23 protein-coding genes are annotated in these 21,453 nt (G+C 69.0%); 10 read left to right on the plus strand and 13 right to left on the minus strand.

Annotated features, from left to right (window positions below):
- Nucleotides 1-2: 2 nt before the first annotated feature.
- From C5E05_RS07405 to C5E05_RS07440, 8 genes are all read right to left on the minus strand, one after another.
- Nucleotides 3-1,634: a YifB family Mg chelatase-like AAA ATPase gene (locus tag C5E05_RS07405; RefSeq protein ID WP_104341542.1), complete on the minus strand. Its 1,632-nt coding sequence runs from the start codon at nt 1,632-1,634 to the stop codon at nt 3-5.
- Nucleotides 1,631-1,990: a YraN family protein gene (locus C5E05_RS07410; protein WP_104240678.1), complete on the minus strand. Its 360-nt coding sequence runs from the start codon at nt 1,988-1,990 to the stop codon at nt 1,631-1,633. Before C5E05_RS07410 ends, C5E05_RS07405 begins: the two co-directional genes overlap by 4 nt.
- A gap of 182 nt (nt 1,991-2,172) precedes the next feature.
- Nucleotides 2,173-4,260: a RecQ family ATP-dependent DNA helicase gene (locus tag C5E05_RS07415; RefSeq protein WP_104306235.1), complete on the minus strand. Its 2,088-nt coding sequence runs from the start codon at nt 4,258-4,260 to the stop codon at nt 2,173-2,175.
- 73 nt (nt 4,261-4,333) lie between these two features.
- Nucleotides 4,334-4,657 carry a DUF2469 family protein gene (locus C5E05_RS07420; RefSeq protein WP_068484088.1) on the minus strand — a complete coding sequence of 108 codons (324 nt, stop codon included), beginning with the start codon at nt 4,655-4,657 and terminating at the stop codon, nt 4,334-4,336.
- Between the two features lie 12 nt (nt 4,658-4,669).
- Nucleotides 4,670-5,323: a ribonuclease HII gene (locus C5E05_RS20500; protein WP_258063791.1), complete on the minus strand. Its 654-nt coding sequence runs from the start codon at nt 5,321-5,323 to the stop codon at nt 4,670-4,672.
- Nucleotides 5,320-6,198 carry a signal peptidase I gene (lepB, locus tag C5E05_RS20505; protein WP_104341543.1) on the minus strand — a complete coding sequence of 293 codons (879 nt, stop codon included), beginning with the start codon at nt 6,196-6,198 and terminating at the stop codon, nt 5,320-5,322. Before lepB ends, C5E05_RS20500 begins: the two co-directional genes overlap by 4 nt.
- A gap of 101 nt (nt 6,199-6,299) precedes the next feature.
- Nucleotides 6,300-6,650, minus strand: a complete 351-nt coding sequence (gene rplS / locus C5E05_RS07435) for a 50S ribosomal protein L19 (protein ID WP_068484112.1) — start codon at nt 6,648-6,650, stop codon at nt 6,300-6,302.
- A gap of 169 nt (nt 6,651-6,819) precedes the next feature.
- On the minus strand, nt 6,820-7,383 hold the full coding sequence (locus C5E05_RS07440) for a hypothetical protein (RefSeq protein ID WP_104341544.1): 564 nt from the start codon (nt 7,381-7,383) through the stop codon (nt 6,820-6,822).
- Between the two features lie 75 nt (nt 7,384-7,458).
- On the opposite strand from C5E05_RS07440, the gene map reads away from it, so the two are divergent.
- Complete coding sequence (gene map, locus C5E05_RS07445; protein ID WP_104306233.1) at nt 7,459-8,226, plus strand: type I methionyl aminopeptidase; 768 nt, start codon at nt 7,459-7,461, stop codon at nt 8,224-8,226.
- Between the two features lie 12 nt (nt 8,227-8,238).
- Here the strand turns inward: map and trmD are convergent, their stop codons facing one another.
- The 5 genes from trmD to C5E05_RS07470 form a co-directional block, all read right to left on the minus strand.
- Nucleotides 8,239-8,994, minus strand: coding sequence for a tRNA (guanosine(37)-N1)-methyltransferase TrmD (gene trmD, locus C5E05_RS07450; protein WP_104341545.1), 756 nt, complete (start codon nt 8,992-8,994; stop codon nt 8,239-8,241).
- A gap of 73 nt (nt 8,995-9,067) precedes the next feature.
- Nucleotides 9,068-9,721 (minus strand): ribosome maturation factor RimM, encoded by a 654-nt coding sequence (rimM, locus tag C5E05_RS07455; RefSeq protein WP_258063072.1) that lies wholly within the window; start codon nt 9,719-9,721, stop codon nt 9,068-9,070.
- Nucleotide 9,722: 1 nt separating this feature from the next.
- Entirely contained in the window at nt 9,723-9,953 is a 231-nt protein-coding gene (locus tag C5E05_RS07460) for an RNA-binding protein (protein ID WP_068484100.1), read from the minus strand.
- Between the two features lie 2 nt (nt 9,954-9,955).
- Nucleotides 9,956-10,369, minus strand: coding sequence for a 30S ribosomal protein S16 (gene rpsP / locus C5E05_RS07465; RefSeq protein WP_104240673.1), 414 nt, complete (start codon nt 10,367-10,369; stop codon nt 9,956-9,958).
- 144 nt (nt 10,370-10,513) lie between these two features.
- On the minus strand, nt 10,514-10,723 hold the full coding sequence (locus tag C5E05_RS07470) for an LPXTG cell wall anchor domain-containing protein (RefSeq protein ID WP_104298822.1): 210 nt from the start codon (nt 10,721-10,723) through the stop codon (nt 10,514-10,516).
- A 120-nt stretch (nt 10,724-10,843) separates the two neighbouring features.
- On the opposite strand from C5E05_RS07470, the gene C5E05_RS07475 reads away from it, so the two are divergent.
- From C5E05_RS07475 to C5E05_RS07515, 9 genes are all read left to right on the plus strand, one after another.
- Nucleotides 10,844-11,947, plus strand: a complete 1,104-nt coding sequence (locus tag C5E05_RS07475; protein WP_219819501.1) for a glutamate--cysteine ligase — start codon at nt 10,844-10,846, stop codon at nt 11,945-11,947.
- Nucleotides 11,948-12,065: 118 nt separating this feature from the next.
- Entirely contained in the window at nt 12,066-13,034 is a 969-nt protein-coding gene (gene iolC / locus C5E05_RS07480; RefSeq protein WP_104306229.1) for a 5-dehydro-2-deoxygluconokinase, read from the plus strand.
- A complete protein-coding gene (locus tag C5E05_RS07485) occupies nt 13,027-13,935 on the plus strand; it encodes a deoxyribose-phosphate aldolase (protein ID WP_104240669.1) in 909 nt (302 codons plus the stop codon). Before iolC ends, C5E05_RS07485 begins: the two co-directional genes overlap by 8 nt.
- Before the next feature lie 88 nt (nt 13,936-14,023).
- Entirely contained in the window at nt 14,024-15,547 is a 1,524-nt protein-coding gene (locus C5E05_RS07490) for a CoA-acylating methylmalonate-semialdehyde dehydrogenase (RefSeq protein WP_104341546.1), read from the plus strand.
- A 94-nt stretch (nt 15,548-15,641) separates the two neighbouring features.
- The gene (iolB, locus tag C5E05_RS07495) at nt 15,642-16,571 is read left to right on the plus strand and encodes a 5-deoxy-glucuronate isomerase (protein ID WP_104341547.1); all 930 of its coding nucleotides are present in this window, start codon (nt 15,642-15,644) and stop codon (nt 16,569-16,571) included.
- A 50-nt stretch (nt 16,572-16,621) separates the two neighbouring features.
- Nucleotides 16,622-18,520 (plus strand): 3D-(3,5/4)-trihydroxycyclohexane-1,2-dione acylhydrolase (decyclizing), encoded by a 1,899-nt coding sequence (gene iolD, locus C5E05_RS07500; RefSeq protein ID WP_374953447.1) that lies wholly within the window; start codon nt 16,622-16,624, stop codon nt 18,518-18,520.
- A 63-nt stretch (nt 18,521-18,583) separates the two neighbouring features.
- Nucleotides 18,584-19,495, plus strand: a complete 912-nt coding sequence (locus C5E05_RS07505; RefSeq protein ID WP_104240651.1) for a sugar phosphate isomerase/epimerase — start codon at nt 18,584-18,586, stop codon at nt 19,493-19,495.
- A 25-nt stretch (nt 19,496-19,520) separates the two neighbouring features.
- The gene (locus C5E05_RS07510; RefSeq protein WP_104341549.1) at nt 19,521-20,543 is read left to right on the plus strand and encodes a Gfo/Idh/MocA family protein; all 1,023 of its coding nucleotides are present in this window, start codon (nt 19,521-19,523) and stop codon (nt 20,541-20,543) included.
- Between the two features lie 9 nt (nt 20,544-20,552).
- On the plus strand, nt 20,553-21,425 hold the full coding sequence (locus tag C5E05_RS07515; RefSeq protein WP_104341550.1) for a sugar phosphate isomerase/epimerase: 873 nt from the start codon (nt 20,553-20,555) through the stop codon (nt 21,423-21,425).
- The last annotated feature ends 28 nt before the right edge of the window (nt 21,426-21,453 follow it).

Consider the following 21,453-nt stretch of genomic DNA (forward strand, 5'->3'; position numbering starts at 1 on the left):
ACCTACCCCAGTCTGATTCGATAGGACAGCGCTTCGTGCACGTGGTGGACTTCCGGGCGCGATGCTCCGTCGAGGTCGGCGATGGTCCAGGCGACCCGGAGGACACGATCGTGTCCGCGCATCGTGACCTGCCCGCGTTCGAGCGCGATTGCGAGGGGTGCGTAGGCGTCGCGCCTCGGGCGGTGCTCTGGGGCGCGCAGCCATCGCGAGACGATTCGGGCGTTGATCGTCCACGGCGTCGACTCGAGTCGCCTCCTGGCGCGTCCGCGAGCTTCTTCGACCAGCCCGCGCGCCGTGGCTGTGCTGATGCTCGGATGCGCGGCTTCCTGCCCGGCGTGGCCCAGCTGCGCCTCGTGGTCCACGAGTCGGGCCCGGGCGGCCGAGACGCGTTCGACCCGCAGCTGGAGGTCGATTCGGTCGAGCAGCGGACCGGAGAGGCGAGCGAGATAGCGTCGTGGGGCTGAGGCATCGCAGCGGCACTCCGCGTCGGGGTCGCCGTGGTTTCCGCAGGGGCAGGGGTTCGCGGCGAGCACGAGCTGCATCTCGGCGGGGTAGGCCGCCCGACCCTGGGCGCGATGGATCTCGATGACGCCGTTCTCGAGCGGCTGGCGCATCGAGTCAAGCGTGTGGCGCGCGAACTCGGGCGCCTCGTCGAGGAAGAGCACCCCGCCCGTCGCGAGCGAGATGGCACCTGGCCTGATCAGGCCGCTTCCACCGCCAAGCAGCGCGACGGCCGAAGCGGTGTGGTGGGGCGCTTCGAATGGCGGCCTGCGGTCGAGGCGCGCGGCGAGCGGCATCCCTCTGAGCGAGCGCACCGCGGCCAGGGTCACGGCGGCCTCCGGCTCGAGGTCGGGGAGGATGCCGGGCAGTCGCTCCGCGAGCATGGTCTTGCCCGCGCCCGGCGGTCCCAGCATGAGCAGATGGTGGCCGCCTGCGGCAGCGATGATGAGGGTCCGGACGGCGGCGTCGCTGCCGACCACGTCGGACAGATCCAGCGCCGACCCCGCGCTGAGCGCCCCGGTCGGGTCCTCGCTGCGCTCGCGCTCCCGCACCGCGACGGACCGCCCTGCCGAGCTCGAGGGATACTCGAGTTCCTCGGTGAGCTCGTTCGCATCGGCCCCGTAGTGCAGTGCCACGGCCCGCAGCGAGGTGACGGCGACGACTCGGATGTCCTCCACGAGCTCCGCCTCCGCCTTCGAGTCCGCAGGCACGACGACGGTATCGAAGCCCGCGGCGCGAGCGGCGGCCACGGCAGGCAGGACACCGACGACGGCCCGTACCTGCCCGGTGAGGGAGAGCTCGCCGATGTGCACCGCGCGCGTCGGCGACTCGGCCGAGATGATCCCGGCAGCGGCGAGGAACGACACCGCGATCGCGAGGTCGAAGCCGGCCCCGTGCTTGCGCAGCGAGGCGGGATACATGTTCGTGACGACGCGGCTCGCCGGCAGCGGGCATCCCGAGCTCTGCAGCGCCGCCCTGACCTGCTCGCGCGCCTCCCCCAGCGAGGTGTCCGGCAGCCCGACGAGCTTGAAGAACGGCAGGCCCGGGCTGATCTGCGTCTCCACCTCGACGAGCTCCCCGCCGAGCCCCTCGAGCGCGATCGCCACAGAGTGGCCGACCGTGCCCTGCGTCACGCGCCCACCCCCACGACGTGCTGCACCGTCGGCGTGCGATCGCTCGGGGCGATCACCGCGATCACGTCGAGCCGCATCGCACCGCGCTCGTCCGGGTGCGCGAGCATCCAGAGCCCCGCCAGCCGCCGCATACGGGCCAGCTTCGTCGGCGTGATCGCCTCAAGCGGATGCCCCGCCGCCGTCGACCGCCGCGCCTTCACCTCCGTGAACACGATGAACCCGCCCCGACGCGAGACGACATCGATCTCCCCCTCGCGGCACCGCCAGTTCCGCTCGAGCACATCGTGGCCGCGCTCCTCGAGATACGCGGTCGCGAGATTCTCTCCGAGCCGCCCCAGCTGATCCTTGGCACGCATCCGCACCACCTCCCTTGCCGGGAGTCTGGACCGCCACGCACCGCTCGCTCACGTCGAGGCCAGCCTCTGTGGAGCGCCGGGCGTCCACAGGACGAGCGTCAGCAGAGTCGCCGACCGACGCCGGACGCACCGCGGCCCGGAACGCGGTCCGGAACGCGGGTGCCCGCCGGCCTGGCTGCGCGTCAGCCGCGCTGCGCGAGGGCCAGCGGCAGCACGGCGCTCGCACCCGCACGGCGGAGCTCACGCGAGCAGACCGTCATGGTCCAACCGCTGTCGACGAAGTCGTCGATGAGGAGCACGGGCCCCGCCGGGATATCGAGCGACCCCGCCGAGAATCGTCCCTCGACGCTGGAGAGCCGGAACGCACTGTTGCCACCCGGCTGGCCCGCCGGCCCGCCGCGAACGAGATCAAGCGACCCCAGGAGCGGCAGACGCCCCGCACCGGCGATGCCCTCGGCAAGCGAAGCGCTCAGGCGGGGCCTCGAGCGCGAGGGAACGAACACGACTCCCTGCGGCCGCGCCGCCCACTTCCACTCGGACAGGATGCGGATGCACGCCTGCAGCAACGGCCCCGTCACGGTCGTCTCCGGCCCGGCCGAGTCGAACAGCTCACGCAGCGGACCTCCCCAGCCGAGGTCGCTGAGGCGCGCGAGCACCCGGCCCTCTGACGCCTGCTCCTCCTTGGGGATGCGCCCCTTCAGGTCGACACCCAGGCTCGCCATGCCGCTCGGCCATTGGCGCCTCGGCGCGATGTCGGCGCCGACACGATCGAGCGCGGCCCCCGCTCTCGCCTGCACCGCCGCATCCGTCGTCGAGTCGAACCAGACGCCCGCGCAGTTGTCGCAGCGCCCGCACGGCGCCGCGGTCGAGTCGTCGAGCTGACGTTGCAGGAACTCCATGCGACAGCCGTCGGTGCGCTCGTAGTCGATCATCGACTGCGCCTCCGCCGATCGGGCCGAGGCGATACGGGCGTAGCGCTCGCCGTCGTAGCTCCACGGCTGGCCGGTCGAGACCCAGCCGCCCTGCTCGCGCCGTACAGCGCCGTCGACGTCGAGCACCTTGAGCAGCAGCTCGAGGCGAGAGCGTCGGAGGTCGACCGCCGATTCGAGCGCGACCGTCGACCGCGGTGAGCCGCCAAGCGCGCCGAGGACAGCCTGCGCGCGCTCCTCGTCCGGCATAGAGACCGTCGCGAAGTACTCCCAGATGGCGCGGTCCTCCTCGCCCGGCAGCAGCAGCACGTCGGCCGACGCGCTCGAACGACCGGCTCGGCCGACCTGCTGGTAGTACGCCACGGGCGACGACGGCGCCCCGAGGTGCACGACGAACCCGAGGTCGGGCTTGTCGAACCCCATGCCGAGGGCGCTTGTGGCGACCAGTGCCTTGACCTCGTTGCGCTTCAGTGCGCCCTCGAGGCGCTCGCGCTCGTCTGGGTCGGTCTTGCCCGTGTACGCGGGCGCGTGGATTCCGGCTTCCCGGAGGGCCGCTGACGTATCTTCGGCCCCCGCGACCGTGAGGGTGTAGATGATGCCGGATCCCGGTAGCTCATCGAGGTGCTGCAGGAGCCACGCCAGCCGCTCACGAGCGTTGCCGAGTCGGAGCACGCCGAGTCGGAGGCTGGCTCGCGCGAGCGGGCCGCGGATCGTGAGGATGCCGCTGCGGCCGAGCTGCTCCTCGATGTCGTGGACGACGCGCTCGTTCGCGGTCGCCGTCGTCGCGAGGACGGGGATGTCGGTGCCGAGCCCGGAGATGAGGGACGCGATGCGACGGTAGTCGGGCCGGAAGTCGTGACCCCAGTCGGAGATGCAGTGCGCCTCGTCGACCACGACAAGACCCGTGCGGTTGAGGAGCTCCGGCAGCTGCGTGTCGCGGAACTCCGGGTTGTTGAGACGCTCGGGCGACACGAGCAGGACATCGATCTCGTCGGCGGCGAGCTGCTCTCGGATGCTCGCCCACTCGTGCGCGTTCGCCGACGACATGGACACCGCGCGCACGCCGGCGCGACTCGCGGCCTCGACCTGGTCGCGCATGAGGGCGAGCAGCGGCGAGATGAGGATCGTCGGCCCGGCGCCGCGGGCACGCAGCATGAGGCTCGAGATGAAGTACACGGCCGACTTGCCCCAGCCGGTGCGCTGCACGACGAGGACTCGTCGGCGCTCGTCGACGATCGCCGAGATCGCCTCGAGCTGTCCGTCGTGGAAGACCGCGTCGTCTCTGCCGACAAGCGCCCTCAGGATCTGAGTGGCTGCGGATGCGGTGGCGTCGGGAATCATCGTCTCTGTCACTCCACGAGGCTCCCACGGACCACCGACATCAGCGTCCACTCGGCGCGTCGCCGCGCGCCCGCTATTCGTCGAGTGCGAGTTCCTTGGGAAGCTCGAACTCCTTTGAGCCCGTCTCCTCGACGTTGACGTCCTTGAACGTCAGCACGCGAACCTGCTTGACGAAGCGGTCGGAACGGTAGATGTCCCACACCCACACGTCTTTCATCGTGAGCTCGAAGTAGAAATCGTGCTCGGTGTCGCGCCGCACCAGGTCCACGCTGTTCGCAAGGTAGAAGCGGCGCTCGGTCTCGATCACGTATTTGAACTGCCCCGCGACGTCGCGGTACTCGCGAAACAGGGAAAGCTCCTGCTCGCGCTCGTAATCGTCGAAATTCTCGTCGTCCATGATCCGCCCAGTCTACGGGGTCGCGGCGCGAAGCCAGGTGTGCCGGTGGAGCTCGCTCGGGCCCGCCGCGGCGATCGCCGCGAGGTGGGCCGCGCTGCCGTATCCCTTGTTCGATTCCCAGAGGTATTCGGGATGCGCCTCACCCGCCGAGACCATGAGGGCATCGCGTTCCAGCTTCGCGATCACGGACGCTGCAGCGACCGAGGTGCAGTCCCGGTCGGCCTTCGGGCGCACCACGACGCGGAGCGGCGTCGACAGGCACGGCGAGAGCCAGTCGTGCGAGCCGTCGAGCAGCACGACGGCATCCGCGACCGGGACCCCGCTCGCGTGGAGTTCGGCGAGCGCCCGCTTGGCGGCGGCCCCGAGGCAGGCGGTGATGCCGCGCTCGTCGATCTCGATGGCACTCGCGTACCCGACGCCGACGCTCATCGCCCACGCCTCGATGCCCGCGCGTGCTTCGAGCCGGCGCTTCGCGCTCAGCAGCTTCGAGTCGCGGACGCCCGCCGGGGCCCCGAGCTCGATCCTGGCGGCGTCGATCGCGCAGGCTCCGACAGCGACGGGCCCTGCGATGGCTCCGCGCCCGACCTCGTCGACGCCGATGACGACGGGGGCGGTGAGCAGCAGCTCTCGCTCGACGTCGAGCGTGGGGTCGACGGGTGGTGTCACTCCTGGTCCGTCCGCTCCGGGACGCGGTCGAAGACCTCGGGGTAGTTGCCGAGGAAGGTGAAGCGATCGAGCGGCCAGTTCAGCAGGAACGCCTTGCCGACGACGTCGTCGACGGGCACGAAGCCGCCTCCCGGCTCGTCCTGGTGGTACCGGGAGTCCTCCGAGTTGTAGCGGTTGTCGCCCATGACCCAGAGGTGCCCCTCCGGGACGGTCACGTCGAACGGCAGCCCCGAGGCCGCCTGCCCGTCCGGGAGCAGCAGGTACGGCTCGCCGATCGGCAGCCCGTTGATGAGCACCTGGCCGTACTCGTTGCAGCACGAGACCGTATCGCCAGGCAGCCCGATGACCCGCTTGATGAGGTGGTTGCTCGTCTCTTCCGGCTTGAGGCCCACGAACTCGAGGGCGCCGTCGACCGCGGCCTGCGACGCGGTCTTCTCCGTCGGCGCGACGACCGGGAGCCATCCGCCCGGATCCTCGAACACGACGATGTCGCCGCGCTCGATGCCGATCATGTCCGGAACGAGGAGGTTGACGAGGACGCGGTCCTCGACGACGAGCGTGTCGTTCATCGACGCGGAGGGGATGTAGAAGGGCCGCAGCAGGAAGGTCTTGATGAGCATCGACATGACGATCGCGAGGACCGCGACGATGACGAGGTCGCGCGCGAACGAGAGCATCGCCTTGCCGAGACGGCCGGTGCGCTCCGGCGCGGGCTCATCAGCGGCGATGAGGCCCGTCGCGTGGATGGGCGCGTCGGCGATCTCGGACGCGCCCAGTCCCGCAGGGCGATCGGTGCGACCGAGGCGGTGCCTGCCCTCGTGCGGCGCTCGTCCGTGAGACGGAGCGCGGCGATCGCGCGCACTCGCGTCGACCATGGCGCCCCCTCAAGCTCGGTCCGCCGTGGCGGTTGTGATGTTTCGTCCGGATCGACACGAATGGCTCCCGCTATGGGGAGCCATTCGCCTACTGCTGAAGCCTAGTTGTCGCGCTTCTCGCGGATCTTCGCAGCCTTGCCACGACGACCACGGAGGTAGTAGAGCTTCGCGCGACGCACGGCGCCGCGGGAGACGATCTCGATCTTCTCGATGACCGGGGTGTGCACGGGGAACGTGCGCTCCACGCCCACCTGGAAGCTGACCTTGCGGACCGTGAAGGTCTCGCGGACGCCAGCGCCCTGACGAGCGATGACAACACCCTGGAAGACCTGGACGCGCGAGCGCGTGCCTTCGACGATGTTCACGTGCACCTTGACGGTGTCGCCGGGGCGGAAGTCTGGGACATCGCTACGCAGCGATGCTGCGTCGATGACGTCGATAACGTTGGTCATGATTTCGCTCTCTGCAGTCGCCACAGGTCGGCTGCGAAGGTCAGTGAAGAGGTTGGCGTGCATCGCGAAGTGCTCTCGTCCCCTGTGGCAGAGTCGAGCCGCGGCACAAGGATCTAGTAAACCACGCCCGACAGACGCCCGCAATGCGAGCGCCGAGCGGAACGCACGCTCAGCTGCGCTCTTCCGGGTCGGGGTCGAGGGTGATGACCTTTCCGGCATCTGGTCCGGATGCTCCCCCACCTCCCGCGGGCGGCCCTCCCCGCCCCGACGCCCCGGGCATCCCAGGGGTCGGCATGCCGGGCATGCCGCCGAACAGGCCGAACGGATTCGCCTGCGGACCCGCGGTCTGCGCAGCTGCCAGCCGCTCCTGGACGACAGCCGTCAGTCGCCTGCGCGCGACGGAGCCCGCGACGACCATGGACAGGAACGCGGCGGCGAGCACCCACAGCCCTGGAGCGTCGGGAACCACGGCTCCGACCGCCCAGAGCAGCCAGGGCACGACGATGAGGGGGACATCGCGCAGCTGCAGGGCCTTGGACTCGCGGATGTCGGGCCTGAGCCAGAAGTTCGCGGAGAGGATGAGGAGCCCGGCGACGGCCGCGAGACCCGCGAATCCGAAGACGAACAATCGCCCGACCGGGGCGCCGAGGATGAGCCACCCCACGAACTGCCAGGCGGCGAGGAAGAGCGCCGCGGGGAGGAGTGCGCGGTAGATGAGTCGGCCGATGCCCATGTGCCAACGCTACGGGAGGTTCCCGAGCGGAGGCAGATCGTTCGCTCACGGCACGAGCGCCGGTACGATTGTCGGATGATCGAGCTGCGCACCCAGAAGGAAATCGAAGAGATGCGACCCGCGGGGCGCTTCGTCGCCGAGGTGCTGAGCGAGCTGTCGCAGAGCGCCGCAGTCGGCACGAACCTCCTCGAGCTCGATGCTCGAGCGCACGAGCTGATCACCAAGCGCGGCGCGAAGAGCTGCTACATCGACTACCACCCCTCCTTCGGCAACTCGCCGTTCGGCAAGGTCATCTGCACGTCGGTCAACGACGCCGTCCTGCACGGCCTTCCCCACGACTACGCCCTCAAGGACGGCGACCTGCTGACGCTCGACTTCGCGGTCGCGGTCGACGGCTGGGTCAGCGACTCGGCCATCACCGTCGCGGTCGGCACGCCCCGCGAGGCGGACCTGCGCCTCGTGGCGACGACGGAGGTGGCACTGGATGCGGCCATCGAGGCCGCGCGCGCCGGCAACAAGCTCGGCGACATCTCCCACGCCATCGGCCAGGTCGCGAAGAACGCCGGCTACCCCGTGAACGTCGAGTTCGGCGGCCACGGAGTCGGCCGCACCATGCACCAGGAGCCGAGCGTCCCGAACCGCGGGCGCGCCAACCGGGGCATGCCGCTCAAGCCGGGCCTCGTGCTGGCCATCGAGCCGTGGTTCCTCGAGACGACGGACAAGCTGGTCCAGGACGCGGACGGCTGGACGCTGCGCAGCGCAGACGGCTCGCGCGGCGCGCACAGCGAGCACACCGTCGTGATCACCGATGGCGACCCGATCGTCCTGACGGCGCGCAGCTAGCGCGCCGAGCTGCTAGCGGGCCTCGGGCGGCAGCAGCTCGGGGCGGACGCGTCGCGTGCGTTCGATCTGCTGCTCGTGGCGCCAGGTGGCGATCTTCGCGTGGTGCCCGCTCAGGAGCACCTCTGGCACCTCGCGGCCGCGCCACACGGCGGGCTTCGTGTAGCTCGGGTACTCGAGCAGGCCGTCCTCGTGCGACTCCTCGACGAGCGACTCCGGGTTGCCGACGACCCCGGGAACCAGGCGACCGAAGGCCTCGATCATGGCCGTGACGGCCACTTCTCCCCCGTTGAGCACGTAGTCACCGAGGCTCACGAGCTCGACTCTGGCGCGCTGCGCGGTGTCGTCGAAGACACGCTGGTCGATGCCCTCGTACCGCCCGCAGCCGAACACGATGTGCTTCTCGAGCGCGTAGCGCCGAGCGGTCGCCTGCGTGAAGACCGTTCCGGCGGGTGATGGGAAGACGACGAGGGGCCTGGTGTCGCCATCGCCCGCCTCCTGGGCTGCGGCGTTGGTGCCAGCAGCCGTCTCGGCGTCGGCGGCCTCGTCGAGGATCCTGTCGATCGTCTGCCCCCAGGGCTCTGGCTTCATGACCATGCCGGCGCCACCGCCGTAGGGGGTGTCGTCCACCGTGCGGTGCCGGTCGGTCGTCGCGTCGCGCAGGTCGTGCACTCGGACGTCGATGATGCCGTCCTGCCTGGCCCTGCCGAGCAGGGACACATCGAGCACCTGGAAGAACTCGGGAAAGATGGTGACGATGTCGACGCGCATGGGCTCCAGCTTAAGCGGATGCGCGCCCGCGGTTGATCGCGGGCGCGCAGACGTGAGGATGGTGGAGGCTCGGTTACTCGGCCTCGGTCTTGGTCTCGGCCTTGGCAGCGACGGGCTCGGCCTCGGCAGCGACGGGCTCGGCCTTGTCGGCAGCAGCCTCGGCCGGTGCCTCGGCGGGTGACTCTTCGATCTCCTCGAAGAGGCCTCCTGGGGGCGTGACGCTGACGATGCCGGCCTCGAGGTCGACGTCGGCGACGATGGCCTTCACGAGCGGGACGAGCACTTCCGCGTCTGCGGTCTTCACGACGAGCAGGTCCTGTGCAGGGAAGTGCTCGACGCGGACGACCTGGCCGACGGAGACGCCCTCGCGCTGGACGTCGAGTCCGACGAGCTGGTGGTCGTACCAGGCGTCGTCTTCGAGCTCCTCAGCGTCGTTGGAGTCGACCCAGAGGATCGCCTTGGCAAGACTCTCGGCCGCTGTGCGGTCGGAGACCCCGACGAAGAATCCGACCGGGTGGCCGTTGTACCAACGGAGCTCCTGGAGCTCCAGGCTCTTGCCGTGCCACTCGCTCTCGGCGGGCACCTGCAGGCTGAAGCTGGCGCCGGGAACGAAGCGCCGGGCTGGCTCGTCGGTGAAGAGCTCGAGCTTGACGGCACCCTTGAGGCCGTGGGCCTTGGTGAGCCGCCCCACTCGGAGCTCGGTGATGCCCTTCTTCTTGCCTGCCACCTCAGTCGTCAACTACGTCGACGCGGACTCGGCGGCCATCGGCAAGGGCGGTCACGACGGTACGCAGCGCCTTGGCGGTGCGGCCGGAGCGACCGATGACGCGGCCGAGGTCCTCGGAGTGCACACGCACTTCGAGGACCTCGCCGCGTGCAGCCGTGCTGCGGTCCACGCGGACATCGTCGGGGTGATCGACGATTCCCTTGACGAGATGTTCCAGCGCGGAAGCGAGCATGACTAGGCCTCGACCTCTTCGGTCGCTGCTTCTTCGGTGACCTCGGCGGCCGGAGCTGCCTTCGGCTCAGCCTTCGGGCGGAGGACCGGCTTCTTGCCGGCGTCTGCCACGAACGGAGCCTTGGCCTCGGGTGCCTTGACCTGGTTCTCGGTCGAGCCTTCGCCCGTGAACTTGCCCCAGTCGCCCGTGAGCTTGAGCAGGACAACGACGGCCTCGGAAGCCTGTGCGCCGACGCTCAGCCAGTACTGTGCACGCTCCGAGTCGACCTCGATGAACGAGGGGTTCTCGGTGGGGTGGTACTTGCCGATCTCCTCGATGACGCGACCGTCGCGCTTGGTGCGCGAGTCGGCGACGACGATGCGGTAGTAGGGTGCCCGGATCTTTCCAAGGCGCTTCAGACGAATTTTGACAGCCACGTGTCTCCTGATGGTGTGTGTATCGGCGAACGACAGCCGGAGGGCGTGGGGCACACTCGGCAGAGCTCAATGGTGAACCGTGGGCCGGATTAGAGGGTCGAGCCCACGAGGCTCAACTGCCTAGTTTGGCAGATTCTCGGCCAGTTAGCCAACCGCAGAATCGTCGCCGGACCCCGAACGACTCTGCGGGTCGATCGAAGCCTCATTCGCGCGCTCCGCTCGGCGCTGTCTGCGCTGCACGAAGAAGAGGATGATCCCACCCACGAGGACGAGGAGAACGGCGCCGACGACGTAGGGCACGAAGTCCTGGGCCCCGGTCGTGGCGAGTTCTGCGAGGGCATCCGAGTAGCGCATGGGGCCTCCGATCTCGGGCGGCGCGTGCCGTCGCCCGACTCCTCCCTCTATCCTGCGGCGAATGCGGATCGGGCCGCAATGCAGACACGCCGCGGGCCCTGGTGCGTCTACGCTTCAACCATGCGTTTCGCCTCATCAGAGCGTTCGACACTCGGTGTCGAATGGGAGCTCGGTATCGTCGACGCTGCGTCGCGCGAGCTGACCGGCATCGGCCATGAACTGATCTCTCGTCTCGACGATGAGCGGTTCACGAAGGAGTTCCTCACGAACACCGTCGAACTCGTGACGGGCGTGCACCGCTCGGCGGGGTCGGCGGTCGGCGAGCTCCGGGGACTCAGGGACGAGCTGCTGGGCGCCGCGGATGCCGCCGGCGCCGGTGTGATCGGCTCCGGCACGCATCCGTTCTCAAAGTGGCGCGAGCAGCAGCGCTCGCCCGGCGAGCGCTACCGCATGGTCGCGGAGCGATCCGGCCGCTGGGGAGGGCAGCTCGCGATCTGGGGCGTGCACACCCACGTCGGGGTCGAGGACTGCCGGAAGGTCCCGGCGATCATGCGAGCCGCGTTGGCGAACTACCCGCTCATGCTCGCCCTCTCCGCGTCGAGCCCGTACTGGCAGGGCGAGGACACGACGTTCAGCTCCCACCGCACGATGATCTTCCAGCAGCTCCCGACCGGCGGCCTCCCGCCGGAGATGGAGACATGGGAGGACTACGAGCGCGTCGCGCACGATGTGCTGCGCACGGGCATCGTCGACGAGGTGCAGGAGCTGCGCTGGGATGTGCGCCCGTCAGCACAGTGGGGCACGGTGGAGATCCGCATCTCGGATGGGGCGACCAACCTCCGCGAGCTCGGGGCCATGGTCGCGCTCAACCACGTGATCGTGGAGCACGCGTCTCGCCAGCTCGACGCGGGGCACGACACGGATCGGCTCCCCTCGTGGTTCGTCCGTGAGAACAAGTGGCGCGCCGCGCGCTACGGGCTCGACGCGATCATCATCGAGGATGCGGAGGGCAACGAGCGCCCCGTGACCGAGGTGCTCGCCGAGCGCATCCAGGGCGACTACCTGCGAGTCGCCGAGGATCTGGGCTGCGCTGACGAGCTCGCAGCGATCGCGGACATCATCGAGAGCGGCTCGTCGAGCGACCGCCAGCGCCGCGTCGCCGAGGAGCACGACGGCGCGCTTGTGCCCGTCGTCGACTCCCTCATCGCCGAGCTCAAGGCCTGACGCGGCCCTCGGCGCGTCTCGAAGTCTCTCCGCCAGACTTTGTTACTTTGTCAGGACATTAGGTGTATGCTGACTCTCGTCCTCGTTCACCATCGGACTGAAAGTTGTACAGAGCCGTATGACCACTACAACAGCTACGTCGCCCCTCGACCTCATCACGCTCGGTCGTGTCGGCGTCGACATCTACCCCCTCCAGACCGGAGTCGGGCTCGAGGACGTCTCGACCTTCGGGAAGTTCCTCGGTGGCAGCGCGACCAACGTCGCCGTCGCCGGAGCCAAGCACGGACTGAGCTCGGCGGTCATCACCCGCACGGGAGACGACCCCTTCGGTCGGTACATCGTCCGCGAGCTCGAGCGCCTCGGCGTCAGGAGCGACTTCGTCACCCGCGACGACTCGCTTGCGACCCCGGTCACGTTCTGCGAGATCTTCCCCCCTGACGACTTCCCCCTGTACTTCTACCGCCAGCCGAAGGCTCCTGACCTCAACATCGAGACCGAGACGCTCGATCTCGACGCGATCCGTGACGCCAAGATCTTCTGGGCGACCGTGACCGGCCTCTCCGAGGAGCCGAGCCGCGCGGCCCACCACGCGGCGTTCGCAGCTCGCGCTCGCCGGGACCACACCATCCTCGACCTCGACTACCGCGCCATGTTCTGGCCGGACGCGGCCACCGCCACGGCCGCCATCGAGCCCATCCTCGCGCAGTCGACCATCGCCATCGGCAACAAGGAGGAGTGCGAGGTCGCGGTCGGCGAGACCGAGCCGCAGCGCGCCGCTGATGCGCTCCTCGAGCGAGGCGTCGACATCGCGGTCGTCAAGCAGGGCCCCCGCGGCGTGCTGGCGAAGACCCGAGAGGGCTCCATCGAGGTGCCGACGCACTTCGTCGACGTCGTCAACGGCCTCGGAGCCGGCGACAGCTTCGGCGGGGCCTTCTGCAAGGGGCTCATCGCCGGGTGGGACCTCGAGCACATCCTGCGCTTCGCGAACGTCGCGGGAGCCATCGTGGCGTCGCGACTCGAATGCTCGACCGCGATGCCCTCGACGGCGGAGGTCGACGAGATCCTGAAGGAGAACTCCCTTGCCTGAGCACTACCGGATCCTCGACGACGCGGCCTTCGAGCGGCTCCGTGACGCTCGAGCCGACGGCCCCTCCGCGCTGCGGGCGGCCCTCGCCAATCGCGTCCGGCGCTCGTCGCTGCTCCCCGAGGATCGCCGACTGTTCTTCGTCGCCGCCGACCACCCGGCACGTGGCGCACTCGGCGTCCGCGACGACGCCATGGCGATGGCCGACCGCTACGACCTGCTCGACCGCCTCGCGCTCGCCCTGTCCCGCCCCGGCGTGGACGGCGTGCTCGGCACACCCGACATCATCGACGACCTCGCCCTGCTCGGCGTGCTCGATGACAAGCTCATCGTCGGCTCCATGAACCGTGGCGGACTCCGCGGCGCGAGCTTCGAGATGGACGACCGCTTCACGGGATACGACGTCGACTCGATGGTTCGCGACGGCATCGACTTCGCGAAGACGCTCGTCCGCGTGAATCTCGCGGATGCGGGCACCGTCTCGACGCTCGAGGCCAACGCCCGCGCCGTCGACGATGCAGCGGCGGCATCCCTCCCGATCATGCTCGAGCCGTTCATGAGCGAGTGGAAGGACGGCCGGATCGTCAACGACCTCTCCCCCGACGCCGTCATCAACTCGATCGCCATCACCTCCGGCCTCGGCAACAGCTCGGGCTCGACCTGGATGAAGCTGCCCGTCGTCCCCGAGATGGAACGCGTCATGGCGGCGACGACACTCCCGACGCTGCTGCTCGGCGGAGAGCCGAACGGCGACCAGGAGGCGGTGTACGCCAAGTGGGCCGACGCCCTCGCCCTCCCCGGTGTCCGCGGGCTCGTCGTCGGCCGCACGCTCCTGTACCCCGCCGATGGCGACGTCGCTGCCGCCGTCGACACGGCCGCGAGCCTCGTGCACACCCCGAGCTGAGCTCGGACCCCCAACACCCTCTCGTCGCGGCAGCTGCCGCATCCACCAGCGCCGCTCCTGGCCGGCGCACCACAGCGAAGGAAGATCCATGACTGACACTGCTCTGCCCACGATCCAGCACTGGATCAACGGCGCCTCCTCGACCTCGACGCCCTCGCGCACCTCGCCGGTCTTCAACCCCGCCCTCGGCACCGCGACGAGCAACGTCGCTCTCGCCGACGACGCGGAGATCAACGCAGCGATCGCCGCCGCGAAGGCCGCATTCCCCGGCTGGTCGAACACCTCGATCGCGAAGCGCCAGAACATCATCTTCAAGTTCCGTGAGCTGTTGAACGAGCGGAAGCTCGAGCTCGCGCGCATCATCACCTCCGAGCACGGCAAGGTCGTCTCCGACGCCGCTGGCGAGATCCAGCGGGGCCTCGAGGTCGTGGAGCTCGCGACCGGGTTCCCCCACATCATGAAGGGCGACTTCACCGAGAACGCCTCGACCGGCGTGGACGTGTTCTCCATCAAGCAGGCCCTCGGCGTGGTCGGCATCATCAGCCCGTTCAACTTCCCCGCGATGGTCCCGATGTGGTTCTTCCCCATCGCGATCGCGGTCGGCAACACCGTCGTGCTCAAGCCGAGCGAGAAGGACCCCTCCGCCGCGATCTGGCTCGCGGAACTCTGGAAGGAAGCGGGCCTGCCCGACGGCGTCTTCAACGTCCTGAACGGCGACAAGCAGGCCGTCGACGGCCTCCTCAACCACGACGACGTCGCCGCGATCAGCTTCGTGGGCTCGACCCCGATCGCGCAGTACATCTACGAGACCGCTTCCAAGAACGGCAAGAGGGTGCAGGCCCTCGGCGGCGCGAAGAACCACATGCTCGTGCTCCCCGACGCCGACCTCGACCTCGTCGCCGACCAGGCCATCAACGCCGGCTACGGGTCCGCGGGCGAGCGCTGCATGGCCATCAGCATCGTCCTCGCGATCGAGCCCGTCGCGGACCAGCTCATCGAGAAGGTCAAGGAGCGCATCGCGGGGCTCCGTATCGGTGACGGCACCCCCACCGACACGCACGCAGAACCCGACATGGGCCCCATCGTGTCGGAAGTGCACCGCGACAAGATCGCCTCCTACATCCAGATCGCCCACGACGACGGCGCCGACGTGCTCGTCGACGGGCGCGAGATCACGGCAGAAGGCGCCGAGGGCGGATTCTGGCTCGGCCCGACCCTCATCGACAACCTCCCCACCACCAGCCGCGCCTACACGGAAGAGATCTTCGGCCCCGTCCTCGGCATCGTGCGCGTGAAGAGCTTCGAGGAAGGCGTGGAGCTCATCAACACCGGCCAGTTCGGCAACGGCACCGCGATCTTCACCAACGACGGCGGCGCCGCCCGCCGCTTCCAGAACGAGATCCAGGTCGGCATGATCGGCATCAACGTCCCCATCCCCGTGCCCGTCGCCTACTACTCCTTCGGCGGCTGGAAAGACTCCGCGTTCGGCGACTCCAAGGCCTACGGCCTCCAGGGCTTCCACTTCTACACCCGCGAGAAAGCCGTCACCAGCCGCTGGCTCGACCCCGCCAAGCACGGCGGCATCAACCTCGGCTTCCCCGAAAACGACTAGCCGACACAGCACCACGAGGCAGCGCAGCACGGCTGCCCGGCTCAGCACGACGAGCCGCCCCACCACGACCATTCACCAGAAAGACTCACGAGCAATGTCCTCACACACATCAGCACCCTCTCGGGACGCTGCGGAGAACACCTGGTTCAGGGCCCGCGGAGCCCTCTCGCGAGACGGCTGGGAGAGCGTTGTCGATGCGACGCTCCCCGGCTGGGAACACACAGGCATCCGAGTCGCAGACCTCTCCGATGGTGTGCGCCTCGAGCTGCCCGCAGGCGACATTGAGCGAATGGTCATCCCCCTCCGCGGAGACGCGTCCCTCGAGCTCGACGGCGCGGATGCGCCCGCATCCGTCGAGCTCGAGGGCCGTGCCTCGGTCTTCGACGGGCCGGCGGACGTCGCCTACCTCCCCGTCGGCACCAGCGCCGTGGTCACGGGACACGGCAGGGTCGCCGTCGCAGAGGCGCCGACAACCCAGGTCTTCCCGTTCCAGGTGCTCCGCAAGAGCGACGTGCCGGTGGAGCTCCGCGGTGCCGGTCGTTCGAGCCGCCAGGTGCAGAACTTCGGCATCCCCGGCTCCCTGCAGGCTGCCAAGCTCATCGTGTGCGAGGTCATCACACCGGCCGAGAACTGGTCGTCGTACCCGCCCCACAAGCACGACGAGCACCACCCTGGCCACGAGAGCCGCCTCGAGGAGATCTACTACTTCGAGAGCGAGCCCACGAAGAACGCCACCGTGCCAGAGGGCGCTGACGCCTTCGGCATGTTCGCGACCTACACGTCGCCGGCCGGCGAGATCTCGATCAACGAGATCGTGCGCACCGGAGACATCGCCCTCGTCCCCTTCGGCTACCACGGCCCCGCCGTCGCGGCCCCCGGGTACGACCTGTACTACCTGAACGTCATGGCGGGCCCCGACGAGGCACGCGAATGGCTCATCAGCGACGACCCCGCCCACGGCTGGGTGCGCGAGCAGTGGGCCTCCCAGGAGTTCGACTCCCGCCTGCCGTACGGCACCGAGTAATCCGCCAGCCTTCTCCAAGCAACCAGCTCCACCAAAAGGAAATGACGCAGATGTCAACCAAGCGAATGACCGTCGGCCAGGCCCTCGTCGAGTTCCTCGGCAAGCAGTACACCGTCGACGGCGACGTGCGCGAGCGCACGATCCCGGGCATGTTCGGAATCTTCGGCCACGGCAATGTCGCCGGCATCGGCCAGGCGCTCAAGCAGGCCAACGTCGAGGACCCGAGCCTCATGCCGTACTTCCAGGCGCGCAACGAGCAGGCGATGGTGCACCAGTCGGTGGGCTACGCGCGCATGCGCCGGCGCCGCGCGACGTACGCGAGCGCCGCATCCGTCGGACCGGGCGCCGCCAACATGCTCACGGGCGCCGCACTCGCCACCGCGAACCGCCTGCCCGCGCTGCTCCTGCCGAGCGACACGTTCGCGACGCGCGTCGCCGACCCCGTCCTGCAGCAGCTCGAGTTCCCGCACGACACGGGCATCCAGGTGACGGATGCGTTCCGTCCCCTCTCCCGCTTCTTCGACCGCGTGCAGCGCCCCGAGCAGCTGTACTCGATCGCGCTCGCCGCCATGCGCGTCCTCACGGACCCCGCCGAGACCGGCGCCGTGACGATCGCGCTGCCCGAGGACGTGCAGGCGGAGCTCATCGACGTGCCGCTCGCCTTCCTCGAGGAGCGCGAGTGGCACATCCGTCGCCCCCTCCCGGAAGCCGGCCCGCTCGCGCGCGCCGTCGAGGCGATCAGGAACGCGAAGAACCCGATCATCGTCGCCGGCGGAGGCGTCATCTACTCGGGTGCCGAGAACGAACTGCGCGCCTTCGTCGAGGCCACCGGCATCCCCGTCGGCACGAGCCAGGCCGGCGGCGGTGCCCTCGACTGGGACCACCCGCAGTACCTGGGCGGCATCGGCGCGACCGGAACGACCGCCGCGAACCGCCTCGCCGCGCAGGCCGACGTCGTCATCGGCATCGGCACGCGCTACAGCGACTTCACGACGGCCAGCCGCACGGTCTTCCAGAACGACGGCGTGCGCTTCGTCAACATCAACGTCGCCGCGTTCGACGCCTACAAGCACGGCTCGCAGCTGCCCGTCGTCGCGGATGCGCGCGAGACGCTCGTGAAGCTCATCGGGGCACTCTCCGGCTTCCGCGTGAGCGATGACTACTCGCGGCAGATCGCGGCCCAGAAGACCGAGTGGGACGCGGCCGTCGACCTGGCGTTCGAGCCGAGCGGCCTCGAGCTGCCCGGCCAGTCCGAGATCATCGGCGCCGTGCAGGAGTCCAGCGACCCCCGCGATGTCATCGTCCAGGCGGCAGGATCGCTGCCGGGCGACCTCCACAAGCTGTGGCGTGTGCGCGACCCGCTCGGCTACCACGTCGAATACGCGTTCTCCTGCATGGGATACGAGATCGCGGGAGGCATGGGCGTGCGGCGCGCTGCCCCCGACCGCGACGTCATCGTCATGGTCGGCGACGGCTCGTACCTCATGCTCCACACGGAGCTCGTCACCGCAGTCGCCGAGGGCATCAAGATCATCGTCGTGCTCATCCAGAACCACGGCTACGCCTCCATCGGACACCTCTCCGAGACGGTCGGCTCCGAGCGCTTCGGCACCTGGTACCGCGCCTTCGACGAGGCGGGCTCCAACTTCCAGGGCGAGCAGATCCTCCCGGTCGACCTCGCGGCGAACGCCCGCAGCTACGGGATCGACACGATCGAGATCGAGCCGAGCACGAACGCCATCGGCGAGCTGCGCGAGGCTATGGCGAAGGCCAAGGCGTCCGACACCTCCACGCTCATCCACATCAACAGCGACCCCCTCCTCTACGCCCCCGACGGCGAGGGATGGTGGGACGTGCCGGTCGCCGAGACCTCCACGCTCGACTCCACGAAGAGCGCGCGTGAGGACTACCTGGAGCAGAAGGCCGCACAGCGGCCGCTGCTCGGCTGACCGACCCGCCGCAAGCACTCCTCCAACCGCACACGAACGACCCTCTACAGAAAGCAGACGACGATGTCGCAGAGCATCCGAATCGGTACCGCACCTGACTCCTGGGGCATCTGGCTCCCCGACCACCCCGGCCAGATCCCGTGGCAGACGTTCCTCGACGAGGTCGTCAAGGCCGGCTACACGTGGATCGAGCTCGGCCCGTACGGCTACCTCCCCACCGACCCCGACCAGCTCTCCGACGAGCTCGAGTCGCGCGGCCTCAAGCTCTCCGCGGGAACCGTCTTCACGGGCTTCCACAACGAGGACGAGAGCCAGTGGCAGCGGGCCTGGGACCAGGCCATCGCCGTCGCGGGCCTCGCGTCGAAGCTCGGCGCCGAGCACCTCGTGACGATCCCCGACATGTGGCGCGACGACATCACGGGCCAGGCCAAGGAGGCACGCACGCTCGACGCCGAGCAGTGGAAGCGCCTCGCGGCCGGGCACGACCGCCTCGGCAAGGCGCTCCTCGAGGAATACGGCGTCAAGCAGCAGTTCCACTCGCACGCGGACAGCCACGTGGGCACGTACCGCGAGGTCGAGCGGCTCCTGACCGAGACCGACGCCAGGTACACGAACCTGTGCCTCGACACGGGCCACTTCTCCTACTACGGCGGCGACAGCCTCCGCCTCATGAACGCGTACCCCGAGCGCATCGGCTACCTGCACCTGAAGCAGGTCGACCCGGACAAGCTCTTCGACGTGCTCAAGAACGACGTGTCGTGGGCGGAAGCGGCCGCCGACATGATCATGGTCGAGCCCCCGAACGGCATCCCGGAGCTCGGACCCATCGTCGCCCGCGCCGCCGAGATCGACCCGAACATCTTCGGCATCGTCGAGCAGGACATGTTCGGCTGCTCGGCCGACCGCCCGTACCCGATCGCCGAGCGCACGCTCAAGCACATCTGCGGCTCCACGCCCGCGGCCCGCGCCAAGTAGCACCTGAAGAAGAGGAACCATCACCATGACTTCAACTGACCTCCGCGTCGGCGTCGTCGGCGCCGGCCTCATGGGCGCCGACCACATCGCCCGCATCACGAAGCGCATCAGCGGCGCGATCGTCTCCGCCGTCATCGAGCCCGACGAGGGACGCGGCACCGCAGCCCTCGAGAACGCCCCGGGTGCGCAGTGGTTCACGAGCATCGAGGACGCCATCGCGGCGAACGCCGTCGACGCCGTCGTCATCGCGACGCCGGGCAAGTTCCACGAGCCCGTCCTCCTGCCCGCCCTCGCGGCGAAGCTCCCCATCCTGTGCGAGAAGCCCCTGACCGCCGACTCCGCGTCCTCGCTCCGGGTCGTCGAGGCCGAGATGGCCGCATCCGACCGGCCCCTCATCCAGCTCGGCTTCATGCGCCGATTCGACGCCGAGTACGCCCGCCTGCGCGAGATCATCGCCTCTGGCGAGGCCGGCGAGCTCCTCGCCCTCCGCGCGGTGCACCGCAACCCCGACGTGCCCGAGTCGTACACGCAGGACATGCTCATCAACGACTCGGTGGTGCACGAGCTCGACGTCATCCCGTGGCTCGCCGGCAGCGAGATCCGCAGCATCGAGATCAAGTACATGCGCCGCAACCCGAACTCGCCGGAGCGACTGCGAGAGCCGATCCTCGTGCTCCTGGAGCTCGAGAACGGCATCCTCGTCGACGTCGAGATGAACGTGAGCATCAAGTTCGGCTACCAGGTCGCGACCGAAGCCGTCTTCTCGAACGGCCTCGCGCGCATCGGCCAGGCCAACGGCGTGCAGACCTGGTCGGACGGTGCGTTCGCGAAGGAGGAGCACCGCTCGTTCGTGACCCGCTTCGCTGCGGCCTACGACGTGCAGATCCAGCGCTGGGTGGACGCGGTCGCCCGCGGCACCATCGACGGCCCTGACGCGTTCCACGGCTACCGCGTGGCCCTGGCCTGCGAGGCGGGCGTCAAGGCGTTCGACGGGGGCATCGTCGAGGTCCAGCAGGTCGAGCGCCCCGCGTTCTACGACAAGGCATAAGGAGGCACCATGGTTCGCATCGCCCTGGACCCGACGCCGTTCCACCACGACGCCGGCTTCCTCGACTTCCCGGATATCGCGGCCCGCCTGGGCTACGAGTACCTGCAGATCACACCGCACCCCGACTTCTCGTGGTTCTTCCGCCACCCGTCGGCCGACGACGAGTACGCGCTGAAGTTCAAGAAGCGCGCAGCGGATGCCGGCGTCACGATCCCCGCCATCCTCCCGGTCCAGCGCATCTCGGGCCCAGAAGAGGCGGGTCGCCTCGCCGCCGTCCGCAACTTCACTCGCGTCATCGAGCTCGCCTCGATGCTGGAGATCCCCGTGATCAACACGGAGTTCAGCGGTGAGCCTGCACAGTTCACCGAGTCGGAGGACGCCTTCCATCGTTCGATGGAGACGCTCCTGCCGATCCTCGAGCGCGAGGGCATCCAGCTCAACATCGACCCGCACCCCAACGACTTCGTCGAGGACGGGCTCGAGGGGTGGCGCATCATCCGCGGGCTCAACAGCAAGAACGTGGGCTTCGTGTACGTCGCCTCGCATACCTTCCACTACGGCGACCGCGCGACGACGCTGCTCCCCGAGCTGGGCGAGCGCCTGGGCGCCGTCTACACGGCGGACACGTTCGACCATCACCGCTCGCACGGGCTGCGCTACATCTCGAACCCTCCGGGCAACGAGGCGCGCATCCACCAGCACCTGCGCATCGGCGACGGCGATGTCGACTTCGCGGAGCTGTTCACGACGCTCAAGCAGATCGGCTACCTCGACCGTGAGGACGCGCTCATCGTCTCGAACGTCTTCGCGGAAGACGAACGGGCCGACGAGGTCTCGAAGTTCCAGCTCGAGAAGATCCGGGAGCTTGTCGCCTCCTCCTGACACCGTGTGGCCCCGCAGCTCTGAGCTG

The organism is Pseudoclavibacter sp. AY1H1, assembly GCF_002931055.1.
Lineage (GTDB): Bacteria > Actinomycetota > Actinomycetes > Actinomycetales > Microbacteriaceae > Pseudoclavibacter.